Annotated in this window: 17 protein-coding genes and 1 tRNA gene; 13 read left to right on the plus strand and 5 right to left on the minus strand. The window is 56.4% G+C overall.

Translation table 11 applies throughout. The features are described 5' to 3' along the window. Nucleotides 1-4: 4 nt before the first annotated feature. Nucleotides 5-622 (minus strand): threonylcarbamoyl-AMP synthase, encoded by a 618-nt coding sequence (locus tag ENN40_00085; GenBank protein ID HDP93750.1) that lies wholly within the window; start codon nt 620-622, stop codon nt 5-7. Nucleotides 623-760: 138 nt separating this feature from the next. Between ENN40_00085 and ENN40_00090 the strand changes: the two genes are divergently transcribed. The 8 genes from ENN40_00090 to ENN40_00125 all read left to right on the plus strand — a co-directional run bounded on the left by ENN40_00090 (nt 761) and on the right by ENN40_00125 (nt 6,899). Next, on the plus strand, nt 761-1,696 hold the full coding sequence (locus ENN40_00090; GenBank protein ID HDP93751.1) for a DUF3187 family protein: 936 nt from the start codon (nt 761-763) through the stop codon (nt 1,694-1,696). A gap of 31 nt (nt 1,697-1,727) precedes the next feature. After that, nucleotides 1,728-2,219: a nucleoside deaminase gene (locus ENN40_00095; protein HDP93752.1), complete on the plus strand. Its 492-nt coding sequence runs from the start codon at nt 1,728-1,730 to the stop codon at nt 2,217-2,219. Beyond that, nucleotides 2,173-2,259: transfer RNA gene (locus tag ENN40_00100), tRNA-Ser, on the plus strand. The genes ENN40_00095 and ENN40_00100 overlap by 47 nt, the downstream gene beginning before the upstream one ends. Nucleotides 2,260-3,163: 904 nt before the next feature. After that, nucleotides 3,164-3,961, plus strand: a complete 798-nt coding sequence (locus ENN40_00105) for a cation transporter (GenBank protein HDP93753.1) — start codon at nt 3,164-3,166, stop codon at nt 3,959-3,961. A 221-nt stretch (nt 3,962-4,182) separates the two neighbouring features. After that, complete coding sequence (locus ENN40_00110) at nt 4,183-4,791, plus strand: hypothetical protein (protein ID HDP93754.1); 609 nt, start codon at nt 4,183-4,185, stop codon at nt 4,789-4,791. Nucleotides 4,792-4,959: 168 nt separating this feature from the next. After that, entirely contained in the window at nt 4,960-5,418 is a 459-nt protein-coding gene (locus ENN40_00115) for a hypothetical protein (GenBank protein HDP93755.1), read from the plus strand. Then, nucleotides 5,415-6,095 (plus strand): OmpA family protein, encoded by a 681-nt coding sequence (locus tag ENN40_00120; GenBank protein HDP93756.1) that lies wholly within the window; start codon nt 5,415-5,417, stop codon nt 6,093-6,095. The genes ENN40_00115 and ENN40_00120 overlap by 4 nt, the downstream gene beginning before the upstream one ends. 315 nt (nt 6,096-6,410) lie before the next feature. Next, the gene (locus tag ENN40_00125) at nt 6,411-6,899 is read left to right on the plus strand and encodes an HIT domain-containing protein (GenBank protein HDP93757.1); all 489 of its coding nucleotides are present in this window, start codon (nt 6,411-6,413) and stop codon (nt 6,897-6,899) included. Between the two features lie 448 nt (nt 6,900-7,347). Here the strand turns inward: ENN40_00125 and ENN40_00130 are convergent, their stop codons facing one another. Genes ENN40_00130 through ENN40_00145 form a run of 4 tightly spaced genes read right to left on the minus strand, consistent with a single transcriptional unit; the run spans nt 7,348 to nt 11,293 of the window. Beyond that, nucleotides 7,348-8,142: a ribonuclease PH gene (locus ENN40_00130; GenBank protein HDP93758.1), complete on the minus strand. Its 795-nt coding sequence runs from the start codon at nt 8,140-8,142 to the stop codon at nt 7,348-7,350. Further along, entirely contained in the window at nt 8,006-8,959 is a 954-nt protein-coding gene (locus tag ENN40_00135; GenBank protein HDP93759.1) for a hypothetical protein, read from the minus strand. The genes ENN40_00130 and ENN40_00135 overlap by 137 nt, the downstream gene beginning before the upstream one ends. After that, nucleotides 8,946-9,887, minus strand: coding sequence for a tetraacyldisaccharide 4'-kinase (lpxK, locus tag ENN40_00140; protein HDP93760.1), 942 nt, complete (start codon nt 9,885-9,887; stop codon nt 8,946-8,948). The genes ENN40_00135 and lpxK overlap by 14 nt, the downstream gene beginning before the upstream one ends. Continuing rightward, complete coding sequence (locus ENN40_00145) at nt 9,872-11,293, minus strand: hypothetical protein (GenBank protein ID HDP93761.1); 1,422 nt, start codon at nt 11,291-11,293, stop codon at nt 9,872-9,874. Before ENN40_00145 ends, lpxK begins: the two co-directional genes overlap by 16 nt. A gap of 163 nt (nt 11,294-11,456) precedes the next feature. Here ENN40_00145 and pilM point away from each other — a divergent pair, with 163 nt between their 5' ends. From pilM to pilQ, 5 genes are read left to right on the plus strand one after another with little or no spacing between them, the layout of a single operon-like run. Beyond that, nucleotides 11,457-12,539, plus strand: a complete 1,083-nt coding sequence (gene pilM / locus ENN40_00150; GenBank protein ID HDP93762.1) for a type IV pilus assembly protein PilM — start codon at nt 11,457-11,459, stop codon at nt 12,537-12,539. Then, a complete protein-coding gene (locus tag ENN40_00155) occupies nt 12,536-13,132 on the plus strand; it encodes a hypothetical protein (protein ID HDP93763.1) in 597 nt (198 codons plus the stop codon). Before pilM ends, ENN40_00155 begins: the two co-directional genes overlap by 4 nt. 1 nt (nt 13,133) lies before the next feature. Further along, nucleotides 13,134-13,718, plus strand: a complete 585-nt coding sequence (locus tag ENN40_00160) for a hypothetical protein (protein ID HDP93764.1) — start codon at nt 13,134-13,136, stop codon at nt 13,716-13,718. 4 nt (nt 13,719-13,722) lie between these two features. Beyond that, a complete protein-coding gene (locus ENN40_00165; protein ID HDP93765.1) occupies nt 13,723-14,229 on the plus strand; it encodes a hypothetical protein in 507 nt (168 codons plus the stop codon). Continuing rightward, on the plus strand, nt 14,226-16,610 hold the full coding sequence (gene pilQ / locus ENN40_00170) for a type IV pilus secretin PilQ (GenBank protein HDP93766.1): 2,385 nt from the start codon (nt 14,226-14,228) through the stop codon (nt 16,608-16,610). Before ENN40_00165 ends, pilQ begins: the two co-directional genes overlap by 4 nt. The last annotated feature ends 7 nt before the right edge of the window (nt 16,611-16,617 follow it).

Here is a 16,617-nt window from a genome sequence, read left to right on the forward strand (position 1 = left end):
TCAACTACAGCAACGGTTCGATGTCTCCCGCACCTTCGCGGATGATGACGGGGGGATCCGTCGTGAAATCCACCACCGTGGAGGGCGTGTCGATGAGGTCCCCGGCGTTCAGGATCAAGTCCACTTTTTCACCGAATTCCCTGGTGATCTCTCCCAGATCGGTGTGGAATCCGTCGGGGCCCAGGGGAACGCTGGTGCTCAGTAGCGGACTGCCCAGCTCTTCCACCAGGCGCAGCGCCACGGCTGAGTCGGGGATGCGGATGCCCACAGTCTGGCGTTTGTCCAGGATGGTCTTGGGGACCTCTTTAGACGCGGGCAGGATAAACGTGTAGGGTCCGGGAAGTACCCGATGCATGATGCGAAAGGCCGCGTTTGAGATAAACGTGCATTGGGAAACGGTTTGCAGATCATTGCAGATAAAACTGAGCAGTTTGTGGCGATCCATCTGCTTGATCTTGAACAAACGTTCAATGGCGGCCTTGCGCCGCATATCCACGGCCATGCCGTAAATGGTGTCGGTGGGATAGATGATCACTCCACCGTTTTCCAGGACGCGGACGGCATGGCGGATCAGGGCATAATCGGGTGCGTACTGGTCGATGGACTGAATCTCTGCCGTCATGCGCATACCTGCTGGGAAACCCGGTTTTCCGGATCATCGCTTGTATGATAATCGAGTGGTTGCCAAAAAACAAGTTCCGGGTTGTGGCGGCCCGCCTGAATGGTATAATGGTTCTCCATTCCGCCCGGAGGGGTCGCCATGATCACGCGTTTGTCGGTTATCTCAGTACTGTTGCTTACGTTCCTTCCTGTCGCCGCACCGGCGGCCGATCCCGGATTTCCCCTGGTACAAGCACTGGCTTCTTTCCCTTTCGATGAAGAAGCCGAGTGGCTGGAAAGGGGGCGGTTGACCTCCACCCTGACCTTGTCCGCCGGCAACGTGTTCATGTTCAGCCCGGATGGGAGTCTTGTCAGTGATCTGGAATCCCTGGAGGTAACTCTGGCGCTCAGGGTGGGGATCTTTCGCTCCCTTACCCTGGAAATGTATTCGCGCTGGTCGGGGATTCATGGCGGCTGGATGGACGGCATAATCGAGAATTTTCATGACGCGTTCGGGTTGCCGGACAACGGCCGCCCGATTTACGCCCGCAACCGGGTGGATTACAAACTCCAGGGTGTTTTTGAAAGAGAGCGTTCCGCGGGAGTCACCGGACCCGTCACTCTCGCCCTTTCCTCCACCCTGGCGCCTGGGCGTGAGTTCCGCCTGGGCGCACGCCTGGCGATACAGGCATCTTTGGCCGCTTCTCCCGGACTGCTTTCGGGTCGTCCCGCCCTGATCGCCGGCGGCTGGCTGCAGTGGCGGCGGGGAAACATCGCGTTGGGCCTGGCCGGGCATATGGCATTCTTTGACGCCCCTGCCTGGCTCGGGGATGTTTCGATCACGCCCCGGATTTTTCTGGCCGAGGCCTGGGCGAGGTTGGGCTGGTTCCGGGCGGGAATGATCCGCAGGTCCTCTCCTTTTCGTTCGGGTGACCAGTCGCATCCGGGCTGGCAGATCCTGTTGGGGGTGCGGCTGTTGCGCGGGGTGGAGTTGCGATTCCAGGAAGACCTGGCGCCCTTTGATTCCACCCCTGATGTGCGTTTCAGCATCCGTTTGCGGCTGGACCAACTTGCCAGGCGGCGCAAACTGGGTTAGAATATCACCGTTTTGCGGCACTCGATTGGTCATGACCGATTCAGACGACTTGTTTATGCGGGAGGCCCTGCGCGAAGCTGAAAAGGCTGCAGCCGACGGAGAAGTGCCTGTCGGGGCCGTGGCTGTAAAAGACGGGCTGATTATCGCCCGCGGCCGCAACGCCGCAATCAGCGATTGCGATCCCACGGCCCACGCGGAAATGAAAATCCTGCGCCGTGCGGCCCGTCATCTCGGCAATTACCGGCTTAGCGGGGTTTGCGTTTACGTTACCCTCGAGCCCTGCCTGATGTGTTACGCCGCCATGGTGCATGCCCGCATCGAGCGCCTGGTATTCGGCGCGCATGACCCCAAAACCGGGGTGGTGTCGACCGGAGCCCTGGAGCGGGTGGCCGCGGTGTTCAACCACGCCGTGTTGCTTGAAGGCGGTTGCCTGCGCGCGCAGTGTTCAAAGATTGTCAGGGATTTTTTTAAAGTACGGAGGGGTGCCGGAGCGGTTGAACGGGGCGGTCTCGAAAACCGTTGACCCTTTACCGGGTCCGTGGGTTCGAATCCCACCCCCTCCGAATCTCATCCCCCATGGGGATGAAGTTGGAAAGTTGGAGAGTCGGAAAGTTGGAGAGAAAAAGCAAACCCGGGGTGGGATGAGAACCCACCCGATTGGGTTCGACTGATTCGCGTGATGAGCGCGAATCAGCACGACTGAGCGTAGCGAAGGAGCCGAAGGCGAGCGGGCCCGTAAAGGGCCGCGAGTAATCCCACCCCCTCCGAATCTCATCCCCCATGGGGATGAAGTTGGAAAGTTGGAGAGGTGTCAGGTACCAGGTGTCAGGCAAGGAGCGCTTCGCGAACCGCCCTGTAGAACGTAGAAGGCAGAACACTGAGGGGAGTCAGGTGTACGGGCGAAAAATTTTTCGGCCCTTGTTTTTCCCACCCTCAACTCTCTCAACTCCCTCAACTTGTTTTATTTTTTTTGGGTCATTTGAATTTGTTTGGGATTTCGGATTTGGAGTTTGGGATTTGAAAAAGGTGGCAGGAGACAGGTAGTTGAAAGTCGAAAGTAAAAACAACAACCCGGATCTTTTGATATTCCTGCAGATACTCCCGAGATCCCCTACCTTCTACCTCCTACGAGTGCTCCCAAGCCCCCTACCCCCTACAAATCCTCCCCAGCCATCTACCTTCTACCTCCTACAAGTGCTCCCGAGCGCTCCTACCTTCTACCTCCTACGAGTCCTCCCAAGTCCCCTACCTTCTACGAGTGCTCCCGAGACCTTCTACCTTCTCCAGAACGAAAAGTCCAGTGATAAGCGGGTCCTGAGTTGGGTTGGGTTTTGACAGACGCCAAACCGGAAAGCTATAATCAATTGCGTGAATGCCGTCGTTGTTTTTTCCGCTTAAGGGTCTGAATATGTGGGGACGGTTTTTAACCCATTAATCCGCGAACGCTGGTATTCTGGAAAAATATTAATGCAGAAATCAACATACAATATCTCAAAGATGGATTGCCCTTCGGAAGAGAGCCTTATCCGCATGAACCTGGATGATGTTGAAGGCATCCATCAATTGGAATTCGATCTGGAAAAACGCAGTCTGAATGTCTTTCATTCCGGCAAAAACACGGAAATCACACAACGACTGGAAAGCCTGAAGCTTGGGGCGAATCTGGTAAAAACAATCAAAGCGGACGAGTCTGACCTCAGTATCGAAAGCAAGACAGGCCAGGCCGGGATATTGTGGACAGTTTTGCTGATCAACCTGGCTTTTTTTGTCATTGAAATCGTCGCCGGATTTATATCCGGTTCCATGGGGTTGGTCGCCGATTCGCTCGACATGCTTGCCGATGCTGTTGTTTACGGGCTGAGCTTGTGGGCGGTGAGGGCTGCCGTTGCCCGCAAAAAGAAAGTAGCCACACTAAGTGGGTATTTGCAACTGGCTCTTGCCGGTATCGGTTTGCTGGAAGTTATCCGGAGGTGGATAGGTGTAGAAGAATTTCCGGATTTCAGGTTAATGATCGGGGTATCTGTTCTGGCCCTCATTGCCAACGCCGTTTGTCTATACCTGCTCCAGCAGTCAAAAAGCCGGGAAGTCCACATGAAAGCCAGCATGATTTTTACTCAGAACGATGTCATCATTAATTCAGGTGTTATCCTTGCGGGGATTCTGGTTTTGCTCACCCGATCGAAATATCCCGACCTGGTTGTGGGCACCATCGTATTTCTGGTTGTGGTAAGGGGGGCGATCAGGATACTGAAACTGGGGAAATAGAGTGATAAGGTGCCCCCGGTTTTCCAGGCTTTCAGTTGTTCTCCGTCAACGCGCTGACTTGACGAGTATATCTGTTCGCGGCACAACTCCACCAGCACCAAGCCGTTGTAATCAGGGGGACCCATGTGCAACCCGATCATTGCCGCACCGGCCCCATGGAGAGGGTTGCGAAAAAATGGATGGATTAGTAAAATAGAAAAAATCAAAAGAGGAGAATTTCCATGAAAAGAAGAGTCGTTTTTTTTACATTGCCACTCATTGCTGCTTTTCTACTGGTTCCCTTGGCCTGCACGAATAACGGTCCGGCAGAGGATACGGAAAACATTCAGGCAACGGATCAATCCCGGTACACGGTGCCTCAAAAGGCTGAAACGGCCCAATCAAAGGCGGTCAGCAGTTCGATCAAGGGCGGCAAAGAGGTGAAAGTGGATCAATTCATTCTTGTCATTCCCGGGGACTGGAAAAAACACCGGCAATTCGACGTCTGGTGCCCTGCGACCGAAGTCGGCAGTACCCGCCCGCCGGATCACAATCTTACTCAGGGTGCCAGACCTCCGACGATGTTGAACAGCTCCGATCTGGTTGAAGGAATCAAGACGAGCATCGGGACCGACCCGCAAGACTTAAAAATGATTAAAATCGGAGGCATGAACGGCGCCACCTGCGGCTGGGAAAAGGGCGCATACCGGAGCGTCGGCCTGTTTATCCAGGAAAAGAATCCGATGTTCGACATACCTTTTCTCAACTTCTTTATTCTTCGGGCGCCCAAGGATTCCTTTCACCAATATAAAGAAACGTACGAGGCCATCCTGAAAAGCATCAGAATCTAAAGAAGACGGACGAGGCGCCTCCCCTGGTGTACTGAAACCGGGCAGAACCATATGGCATTCGAGCCCCGTTTCTTTGCGGTCGGGTTTGGTTGACATTTTAATCTCGTGGCCCTAGATTAAACTCATGGGGGCAAGTTTGTTTTTGCTCAGGAAGGAGGAAAAAGAGCCATGATACGCAAATTAATTCTGATTTTCTTCGCAATGCTGGCAGCCACGGCCGTTCTTTCCATTGCGGCCGGGGGCGTTGTTCAAACCCAGGGCAGCGATACCTGGGAAGGAGTCGCTGCTGATTTGACCAATATCAATATCAAGAACGATGTTCTGACCCTTCGATTCAAATTCCGGAATGAGGGCGAAAACAGTCCCAAGCTTCAGATCTATTTTAAAGACTGCTACATCGTCGACGAGTCCAATCAGAAAAAATACTTCCCTCTCAAGGACTCGGAGGGCCTCTTTGTCGCTGGGCCCAAAGACAGAGACCTGGAAGGCGGTCGCTTCCGCTTTGTTATTGAGGCAGGCGGTTTCAAGGGTTTTTGGATCAAATTCCCGGTTCCGGCTGATGACCCGGAAACCGTTGTGATTTCCATCCCCGGTTTTTTCCCATTTGAAGACATTCCGTTGAAATGATGCCTTATTCAAAATCAACCGCGAATACCTCACTCTTTTTTCCCGTTTTGATCGGGTTTGTGATTCTTGTTTTCTGGGGAGCCTTTTTCCTGGACGCGGGCGCGGTTTCAATGCCGGATGAAACTGAAGTGGTGATACCACCCGGCGCCCAGGCCGAAGCCGAGAAAGCCTTGAAGCGCCTTGGACCCGAACGGGGGGCTCTGCGCCTGGATTTCAAAGTTCTCACCATCGAAGGCATCATACGCGGATTCAGCGGCCGCATGCAAAAGATCAGAAGCGCTCTGAATGATCTTGGAGCAAAGGAAACTGAAACCGAATATGTCATCCAACTCGAAAGCGATGTTCTTTTTGATTTCGATCAATGGGAGATCCGCGCAGACGCGGGAAAAGCCTTGCGGAAGGTGAGCGGCATTGTTCGCGATTACGACCTTCCGGTGACCATCACCGGCCACACCGACTCCAAAGGATCCGAATCCTACAATATGGAGCTCTCAAAAAAGCGCGCCGAATCCGTAAAGACATGGCTGGTAAAGAAAGGCGGAGTGGACGCTTCTCAAATCGAAACAACGGGCAAAGGCGAAAGTGAACCCGTGGCACCCAATTCCCGTCCCGACGGCTCGGACGACCCTGAAGGGCGGCAGAAAAACCGCCGGGTGGAGATCCGTATTAAAAAATAGGCACCTGCCCGTTATCCTGTCGATTTTCCATCATGACGCCGTGCGCCCCGTAACCTTTCGGCCGGCAAGTCGCAGGGCACACGCCGGGATTCTCCACCAGCAAAAACAGCAAAAGACCAGAACTGAAAGTCTGAAGTGGAAAACAAAAGCGCTGAATGCCTGCTTGTTTTCTGTTGAAAAGTCAATTATACCGGCAACATGGCTGAAATGTGAAAACGTCAGGAACTGTTTCCCCCTTGATCCATTTGAGATTCAGCGGGTAAGGCGGTAGAATGGGAAAAAGCGCTTGCAGTCAGAACAGGAAAAGGAGGATGGATGAGCCGCAAGAATTCGATATGGGCCCCCTGGCGTTGTGAGTATGTTTCCCGTCCACGTGAGGGCGGGTGCCTGTTCTGCCGGATTTTTGAAGAAAAGAACGACCGGGAGAACCTCGTCCTGTTGCGTGGCGACACCTGCGGCGTGGTCATGAACCGTTACCCATACAACTCCGGCCACCTGATGGTCGTGCCCTACCACCATGTAGCGGAGTTGGACGCGCTCAAAGACGCAGAGATGCTTGAGATGATTCAAATCAGCAAGCGCTTGATCCGGGTCATGAAGTCACTCATGTTCCCCGGGGGGTTCAACATCGGCATCAACATGGGGGCGGTGGCCGGGGCGGGCATCACGGAGCATATCCACCTGCATATTGTTCCCCGCTGGCAGGGAGACACCAACTTCCTGCCCGTACTGGCGGATACCCGGGTCGTGCCCCACGCGTTGCTCGAGATGTATGACGGGCTTAAAGAAGAGTTGGAAAGTTGAATGTAGGGGCGACCGGCCGGTCGCCCATGAACCAAAAAAAATCCCAAATCCGAAATCCCAAACAAATTCAAAATCCCAATGTTCAAAATTCAAAACAAAAACGCGCAGGTCATTTGGATGCTCTTATCATTGAGGTAACCTTGTCCTTAATCCCTTCGCTCATGTCATTTGCATGCTGCGCAAACGTCATTAATGCAAAGTTGGAGAGTTGAAGTACCCTTTCGGGCATAAAAGGGAAGAAGTTGAAAAAAGGTGACAGGTGGCAGGAAGGCAAGTGGCAGGTGGTGTAGGGGCGGCCCTCCGTGGCCGCCCTGTAGAAGGTAGGGCGGTTCCGGATTCTCAACCAAACCACGGAAAACACGGAATACACGGAAATGGGAAATCGGGCCAGTGGCGAGGAGCGATTGACAGGTATACGGGCGAAAAATTTTTCGCCCCTACCCAATGTTTACAAAAAGGTCTTCAGGAGTTCCAGGATTTCGCGGCCGGCGGCCATGCCCTTGTCCAATGCCTGGTTGAACAGGGTGCGGGAAACGCGTTTTTCTTCGGCGAATACCCCCAGTTGCACGATCTCGTCGCTGTCACTGATCACCAGGTTGATGTCGGCATCCGCGGCCGCGTCTTCGCGTTGATCCAGGTCCACCAGCACGCCGCCGTCAAGGATGCCGACCGATACCGCCGCTATGGGGGTGATGGGGGGAAGTTCACGGATCATGTTTTCAAATACCAGGTGGCGCAGGGCATGGGAAAGCGCGATAAAACCGCCGTTTACCGCCGCGCAGCGGGTGCCGCCGTCGGCCTGGAGCACATCGGCGTCGATGTGGATGGTAAAACCGTTGATGGCGGCCAGGTCGAACACGCAGCGCAATGAGCGGCCGATAAAACGCTGAATCTCGATGTGGCGGTTATGGGAACGCTGCCGTTCCCGGTTGAGCCGGGGTGATCCCACCGAAGCGGGCAGCATGCCGTATTCGGCATGGATCCAGCCTTTGCCGGAATCACGTAAAAAGAAGGGCACGCGGCTCTCCAACGTGGCCGCGCACAGGACCCGGGTATCTCCATGTTCAACCAGCACGGCGCCGGGAACATCCTTGAGGTAGTTGGTTTCAATGCGAATGGGGCGCAACTCGTCGGCGCCGCGGTTCATGCGATTCATGCTTGTCTCCTTTGGGGCGGGTTTTCCAGCGGTTGTGAAACCAGAACCACTGTTCGGGCGTGCGGCGCACAGCGGCTTCAATTTCATGCGTGCACTGCTGGGTCAAAGTCGCGATATCGTGATCACGGTCGCCTGTGGGCGAAAAATCGATGGCGGGGCGAAATTCCAATGCAGGTTCCTGATCCCTCAGTGTGAGGAAAGCCGGTATGAGAGGTGTTTCCCGCCGCAAGCGCATCTGTGCCGCCGAGGTGATCGTACAGGCCGGTTGATTGAAAAAATCCACGAAGACCCCTTCCCGAACCACTGCGTTCTGATCGATGAGCATCAGCACGGTTTCCTCTTTGTCCAGGGCTTTCAGTATGGAGCGCATGGCGCCGCGTTTGTCGACCAGGCGCGATCCCATGCGTTGGCGGAATTCACGTATTCGGCGGTCGATGCGGCGGTTGTCCAGGGGACGGGCGATCGTTACCACGGGAGCGCTGGTGATTTGCCGGATCCCGCCGGGCAAAAGTTCCCAATGGCCCAGGTGAGCGGAAAACACCACCGCGCCCCTGCCCCGTGCCAGGGCCTGCTTTAGGTGGTGGGCACCGCTGATTTTCAGTTTTCGCAGTTTTTTCTCCGGCGCAGGAGATGCCATCATGGCGGCCAGGTCCACCAGCACGCGGCTGAAGTGGCTGTAGATCCGGGTTTGAAGGCTTCGGCGCCGGGCCCCGGGCCAATGGGGGAAAGCCAGTTCCAGGTTGTGTACCACCTGCTGGTGATGGCGGCGACTGAAGCGCCGGAACAGGTAGGACAACGCGGATGCGTCCACATCACGCAGAAATTTCGGTGTCAGGCGCACGGCCACGGTAAAGAGGCGGAAAAAAAGGTATTCCCGGAAATGTCTGTGCTTATTTGGGGACATGTCGCCGCAGGAAATTGCCCAGATCCATGTCTAATTGTACCCCATTGGCGGCGTAAAGCAAAGGTGTGTCCGCCGCTGCCAGGGGCGCGGCCTTGATAAAGTCTTTTTCCGTGCATACCAGGAAGTCCGCCCCGGACGCGCGCCTGCGGCGTTCCAGTCCGAGCAGGTCCGTTGCCTGATATGCATAATGATCGCGATAGGCGCAAAACCCCCGCAGGTTGAAGGCGGACAGGTCTTCTTGGAAACGGTGATTGTCTCCCAGGGCGGAAAAGCCGAAAACGGTTTCATCCTTGATGTCGCGGCGGTTTCCCTCGGCGTCAAAAAACCCCGTGATTACGAAGCGGAACGTGGCGTGGGCGGGTACCCTGGGAGGGCGCCGGGCAGCGGTCCGCACCAGGCACAGGTCGGCCTCGCGCATGAGTCGGGGGAAATGGCGCAACCGGCTCCAGTGGCGATCCGGGTCATCCAGCATGATGGTTAGGTCCCGACGGATATGGGTGGACTGGAAACCGTCGTCCAGTATCGCCACCGGAATCTTTTCGCGCGCAGCCGCTTCCAGGGAAGCAAGGCGCCGCCGGCCCACCCAGACGGGTGTTTCCGGCAGATGTCGTTGGATCAGGCAGGCCTCGTCGCCGACGTCGGCGGGTCCGTGGCAAGAGGGATCCAGGAGGCCGCCCCGCTTCTCCAGCCTGGAACCGTATCCCCGGGTAACAACCGCGAAGGAGATTCCCAACCGCCGTAGTTCCCCCCCCACCCGGATCACCATGGGGGTCTTGCCGCTGCCGCCGAAAGCGATTCCATCCACGGAGATCACGAAAATTCCCCCGGGGGACACGGCATGGCGGGCCCGGAGGCGTCGCTGCATCCACGCAGCGGCCTTGTAGACAAAAGAGGCCGGTAGGGCCAGGGTGTTCAGGATTCGATCCATCGCCTTGTTTCGTCCAGGATGCGGGTGGTCGTGCCGCGCAAGGTTTCCACCACCTCCCGGGCTCGCTCGCCCGCCTCGCGGTCGCCGGTGCGGGTCAAGGCGTCCGCGATCGCCGCGGCATCACCGGCCACGCGATAAGCTCCGGCTTCGTTCAAGGCCCGGCCCACTTCCGGAAAGTTGTCCCAATGCGGTCCTCCCCAGATGGGTTTGGCCAATGCGGCGGGCTCATACAGGTTGTGTCCCCCGGTGCGGGATGAAAACGTGCCGCCCATAAAAACCTGGTCCGCGATGGACATGATGGGCAAAAGGTAGCCGATGCGGTCGTAAACCAGGATGCCGCGATCCAGGTCCACGGCCGCGGCATGGCTCCATACGGCGAAGGGCAAACCCAGTTTTTCCAGGCGCAGGCAAATGGCGGCAACACGACCAGGGTGTCGGGGTACCAGTATCACCGCCGGGGGTGAGTCCATGGCGGCCAGGGCCGGAAACAGCAGCGACTCGTCTTCAGTGTGTGTGCTTGCCAGCACCACCAAGGGCTTTCGCGGCTCGCGCGCATGCAGGTGGGCGAATACGGCCTGCCGGGACGGCAGGGCACCGGCAGCGGTCAATGCCTGATCCGCCTTGATGTTGCCGCAGACGTGGATCCGTTCCGGGGGCACACCCAGATCAACGAAACGTTGAACATGGGTGGCTGACTGAAGCAGCCAGGAATTCGGCCGCCGGAAACTGGCAGCCAACAGGCAACGAAAACGGCGATAGCGCCGGAAAGCACGATCAGATATGCGTGCGTTGACCACCACCACGGGGACAGCCCGGCGGCGCGCCAGGCGGGTCCAGTTGGGCCATACCTCCAGCTCGTTGAGCAGCAACAGGCGGGGCGAGAGCTGTTTCAGAAAACGTTCGATCACGAAACTGAAATCCAGGGGAGCGGGGATCACGGTGATGCCGGTAAGCGACCTGCGGGCCCAGCGGTATCCCGACAGGGTGGCGACGGTCAGAATTACGGGTATGGCGAAGGTGTTCCGCACCTGGAGAAGAAGGTCGGCGATGCCCCGCACTTCGCCAACGGAAACCGCGTGAACCCAGATGCAGCCCTCCCTGACGGGCGGAGTGGCCGGAGCAAGGCGTTGCCCCAGATGACGGCGTTGATCATTGCGCAGCAGGCGCGGCATCCAGAAGGGAAGCCCCACCAGGAAAGCGATGCCGTAAAAGAGGTCGGGCAGGCGCATGGAGGCATTATAGCACAAACGCCATCGGCTGACTGGCAGGCGGTTTTCAAGGTATTTTTGCCGAAAAAAATAAAAAAATATTGAAAAAAACGCCGCTTTGTTCCCGCCGGTATCGGGGTTGTCCCGAGTGCATGCGGACAAAAGCGAAAAGGCAAAAAAACGCTGTAATAACGGCATTAAACAAATTCCGACCCTCTGTAGCCGGATTCGGCCTTTTTACATTTTCTGAATGCAAACATGACCGATATTCCAGTAAAAAACCCGGCCAAAACTTGACAATTGAAAAACCCTATGCTACTGCATTGATTAGACGTGGCGGAATAAGCGGACGGAGAAGGGAATGGCATTTTTAGACGTAATGAAATCCAAGCGGATTGTGGGGCTTGATATCGGCTCGTTCGCCTTGAAGCTGGTGGAGCTGAAGCCCCGCAAAAAGGGTAAGAGCGTCGTATATGAGCTGGAATCCCTGGGCTATGAACCCGTACCGTTCCAGTCGATCGTGGAGGGCAGTATCATGGACTCCACCGCGGTGGTGGATGCCATCCAGCACATATTCTACGAGAGCAAAACCCGGGCCAGGCGGCTTTCCTTTGGCGTGTCCGGAAGCTCCGTGATCGTCAAGCGCATTGAAGTCCAGCGGCTGAGCCCCAATGAAATGCATGAACACATCATCTGGGAGGCCCGTCCCCACATCCCCTTTACCCCCGAAGAGGTCAATATCGACTACGAAATGATTGAATCTCCGGATATAAGCCCGGATCGCGTAGGTGTCATCCTGGCCGCGGTGCGCAAAGAGAAACTGAACGATTACATCAACGTGGTCACCATTGCGGAAAAGGAACCCGCCATTGTGGACCTGGATTCTTTCGCCATTCTCAACAGCGTGCTGACCAATTACGAAATGTACGTGGATCGCAGCGTGGCCATAATCAACATCGGTTCTTCGGTCACCAACGTGGTGATCACACGCGGTGGTTACCCCGTGTTCGTGCGGGATATCGCTTTCGGCGGCAACCAGTTCACCGACAACCTCCAGAAAGAGTTGTCGCTCAAGTACGAAAAGGCGGAATCCGTCAAGAAGGGTCGCCCCGTGGAGGGGGTTTCTCCCGCCGCGGTGAAACCCGTGGTCAACCTGGTGTTCAACGAATTGCAGACTGAGATCCGCAAAACCTTTGAGTTTTACCGCTCCAATACCACCGAGGGTCGCATCGACAATATCCTGCTCAGCGGCGGAACCGCCAACCTGGAATCGATCACCGATTTCTTTTCGCAGGCATTTGATATCCCCATAGAGATCGCCAACCCCTTCAACAGCATCGAGATCAATCCCAAAAAGTTCGACCTGGATTTCATCAAGGATATGGCTCCCGTGTTCAATGTGGCCATGGGCCTCGCCCTCAGGGCTGTGGGAGAAAAGAAATGATCAAGGTCAACCTGTTAAGTCCGGGAAAAAAGGAGATGGCAGGGGTTGGGGAAGCTTCAGGACTGGTTGAAGAGGAACGCACGCCCCAGTTAAACATTCCCGTGGCCATCGGCGCCCTGGTCGCCACCCTGGCCATTATCGGTTCCCTCTATTTTATCCAGTCCGGCCGCATTGCCGGCCGGGAGCGAACCCTGGCCGAGCGCAAAGCGCGCAAAGTCGAATTGGACGGGGTATTGAAAACCCTGGAGCAATTGGAAAAAACCAAACAGGACCTGGACCGCAAAGTGCGCATTATCAGCGAACTCAAGGACAGTCAGAACGTCGCGGTCATGATGATGGACCACCTCTCCCGGGCTTTGCCCGACTGGGTTTGGCTGACGCGCTTGAATTTCAACGGCAACTCCGTTGACATCGATGGAAACGCCTTGTCCAACAACCTGGTCGCGGACCTGATCAACAATTTGCAAAGCACCAACCACTTTTACAATATCGAACTCAAAACTTCGGTCAAGGCCAAGCAGGCGGGGCTGGATATCTTTAAATTTAAAATCGTGTGCCGGTTCCGCAAGGAAATACCCAAAAAGGCGGGTTAACATGGATCTGCAAAGTTTACCCTGGTACGGTCAATTGGGAGTGTTTTTGCTTATCGGCCTGATTTTTGTGGGCATATTCTACTTTTCCTATTATTCGCCCGAGTCCACGCGCCTGGAAAACATCGAAATCGAACTTGCGCAAGTGGAAGACGAGATCCGTAAGGCGGAACGCAAGCAGAGCAAGATGGCCCAGATTCAGGAAGAACTGGAAAACAAGAAACAGGTGTTGGAAAAGTTGAAAGCCATCCTTCCGGAAAAGAAAGAGATCAGCCAGATCCTGAAAAAGATCCAGTCTATTATTTCCAACGCCCGCCTGGACATCATCCGCTTTACCGTCATGCAGGAGAAGCCGCAGTCTGTTTACATAGCGGCGCCCATCGCCATTACCCTGGAAGGAAATTACCACAACCTGGGCATCTTTTTCGACCAGTTGTCCAAACTGCAGAAGATCTTTACGGTCAATAACCTGAGCATCCGCCCCTTCAACAAGATGACGGCCGAACACACCATCAACGTCAGTTTCAACGCCACCACCTACCTGTACCGGGAAGCCCCCCCGCCCAAGCCCGGGCGTCGCAGGAGATAAGCAAATGCATTCCAAAGGCTCAGTCATTGTGTGTGCGGTCATGTTGCTGTTGCTGACGGCAATGGACGTGAACGCCCAGGACCAGGATAAGGCGGCCGCTGAGGTCCGGCAGGCAACGGTTGAAGATGTAACCGCCGTGGAGGATGACCTGTCATCCGCTGATTATATCTACAAACCCATGGGCAGACGCGATCCTTTCTGGGATCTGCTGCGCGGCAAGAACATCAAGAATTCCCGCGAAGCCATTGAGGGCATTGAAGGCTTGATGATCGACGAGCTCGACCTTGAGGGAACTTTTTTTTACGAAGACAAATACAAGGCCCTGCTCAAAGGACCGGACGGCCTTCCCTACATCGTGTCGGTGGGTCAGAAGGTATACGACGGTGAACTCATCAGCATCGATCGTTTTACCGTGGTCTTTAAAAAGATCCTGACCGTGGCCCTGGGTGGAAGCAAGGAAAAAATCATTGAAAAGCGCCTAAACCCGGATGAGGAGGAGGGCATAAAATGAGGCAGACAATCCGAATCACAAGGATATTAGTGGTGCTCTGCGCCGTTGCCTGGCTGCATGCCGGGGTAACCATCGCGGACGTGGAGTACCTGGCCGGAGAGGACTTTGTTCAACTCCACTTCAAGACCGGGAAGATGATCCCCATTCCCGACCTCTTTTATCCGCAGAGCGGCAATTACACCCATATTGTGATGCGCATCCCCGACGTCTCTCCCGGAACCAATCCAAACAAATTGCAGTTCGATTCCCGCATCATCGATACCGTGAGCATGAGCCGCGAAGGCAATGGCACCCGGGTGGAGATCCGTCTCAAGCAGCGGGTCAATTACCGCGTGTTTACCAACACCCGGGGGTTGTTTATCGAGTTCCCGCATCCTGCTGAACACATTGTCGCGGTTGCCCCGTCTTCGCGGAATACCGCTGCGGCGGATCCGCCTGCGCAACAAGTTGCTTCGGCGCATTCAGTCGTGCTGAAGAGTTTTCGCGTGGCGGAAAAGGATCCCGAATCACTGCGCTTCGCCTTCCAGTTGAGCGATGAAGCCCAATACAAGGTCATTCCCATTCCCGAGCCCCCGGCGCGGCTGGCCATCGACCTTTTCAACGTAAAGGCGCAGAACCTGGCGCGCGACGTGGATCATTTGAACGTCAAGCGCCTGCGCGGGGCCTACAACCGCCCCGGGGTTTTCCGGCTGGTATTCGACCTGGAAGTCATGAAAGACTACAGCGTCACCTACGACAAGGGACGCCTGAACGTGGCCTTTTTTGACAGCAAGCGCTTGCCGGCGCCCCGGGCCGTGATCGCCGAGGCCAAGCGCGCCCGCGAGGCGCAAAGCAATCCCGCCGATACTCCCGCCCCGCAGCCCACGGCTGTTGAACCGGCTTCTGAAACCAGGGAAACCCCGGCCCAACCGGCGCCTCCGCCCATCCGCCTGGAGATCGACGGCGACAATGAATTTACCACCGAACCGGTGGCGCGGGCGGACGAGTTCTTCGGCCGCGAAAAAGCCGACGTCGCCCCCCCGCCCGAAACTCCGCCCCAGGCCGAATCCCAAATTCAGCCCGGGGAAGGCTCCACGCAGGGCCAGACCCAGTACCTGCGCAAAACCATCGAAACGGGGCGCAAAGAGTACACCGGCCAGCCCATGAACTTCGTGTTCAAGGACGCGGACCTCAAGAACGTGCTCAAGGCCATTGCCGGCATCGTGGGCTTGAACCTGGTGATGGACCCCGGCGTGTCCGGCCGCGTCACCAGCGAACTCATCGGGGTTCCCTGGGACCAGGCCCTGGAAATCTTTCTCAAGATCAACGGCCTGGACATGGTGCTGGAAGGCAATATCCTGCGCGTGGGCCGCATCGAAGTGCTGGCGCGCGAGGCCCAGAACCGGCGCAAGCTGAAGGACGCCCAGATCGAGGAAGAAGACCTGGAAGTGTTTACGCGCCAGCTCAGCTACGCCAAGGCCAATGACATCCTCAAGATCCTCAACCCGCAACTGACCCCCAGGGGATCCATCCTGGTGGACGACCGCACCAACACCATGATCATTTCCGAGGTGCCGGGCCGCATCCAGTTGCTGGACCGGCTCATCGACACCCTCGACGAGGCCACGCCCCAGGTCTCCATCGAGGCGCGCATCATCGAGTCCAATGTCAATTCCGCCGAGGCCTTCGGCGTGCAATGGGGCTACAACATGGTGGCCGACGCCGCCTACGGCAACCAGACTTCCCTGAGTTTCCCTAATTCGATCCAATTGCAGGGCAACGAGATATCCAATATCCAGAACCCGGGCATGAGCAACAATCCCCTGGGCGGCTACGCCATCAACCTGCCGGCCCAGGGCCGCACCAGCGGCACGGTGTTTTCCTTCGGCAACGTGGCCAACACCTTCCGCCTCGACATGGCCATTTCGGCGCTGCAGAGGAAAGGCAAGGTCAAGATCATCTCATCACCCCGCACCACTACCCAGAACAATATGGAAGCCACCATCACCCAGGGACGGCAGATCCCGGTGCAGACCATCCAGAACAACACCGTCACCGTGCGCTTCCAGCCCGCGGCCCTGGAGTTGAAGGTCACGCCCCAGATCACCGCCCGCGGTGACGTGATCTGCACCCTGGACATCCAGAACAACGCGGCCGACTTCGCCAACCTGGTCAACGGCATTCCCCCCATCATCACCCAGTCCACCGCCACCACCATCAGCGTGCCCGACGGCCAGACCATCGCCATCGGCGGCTTGTACCGGGTGGAAAACTCGGAAACGCGCGAGGGCGTGCCGCTGTTGAGCAAGATTCCCATCCTGGGCGGCCTGTTCCGCAACCGCTCCGTGAGCGGCGACAAGCGGGAACTGCTGATCTTTATCACCCCGCGCATCATCAAGTAAGGAGGAC

The sequence above is a fragment of the Candidatus Aminicenantes bacterium genome (genome assembly GCA_011049425.1).
Taxonomy (GTDB): domain Bacteria; phylum Acidobacteriota; class Aminicenantia; order UBA2199; family UBA2199; genus UBA876.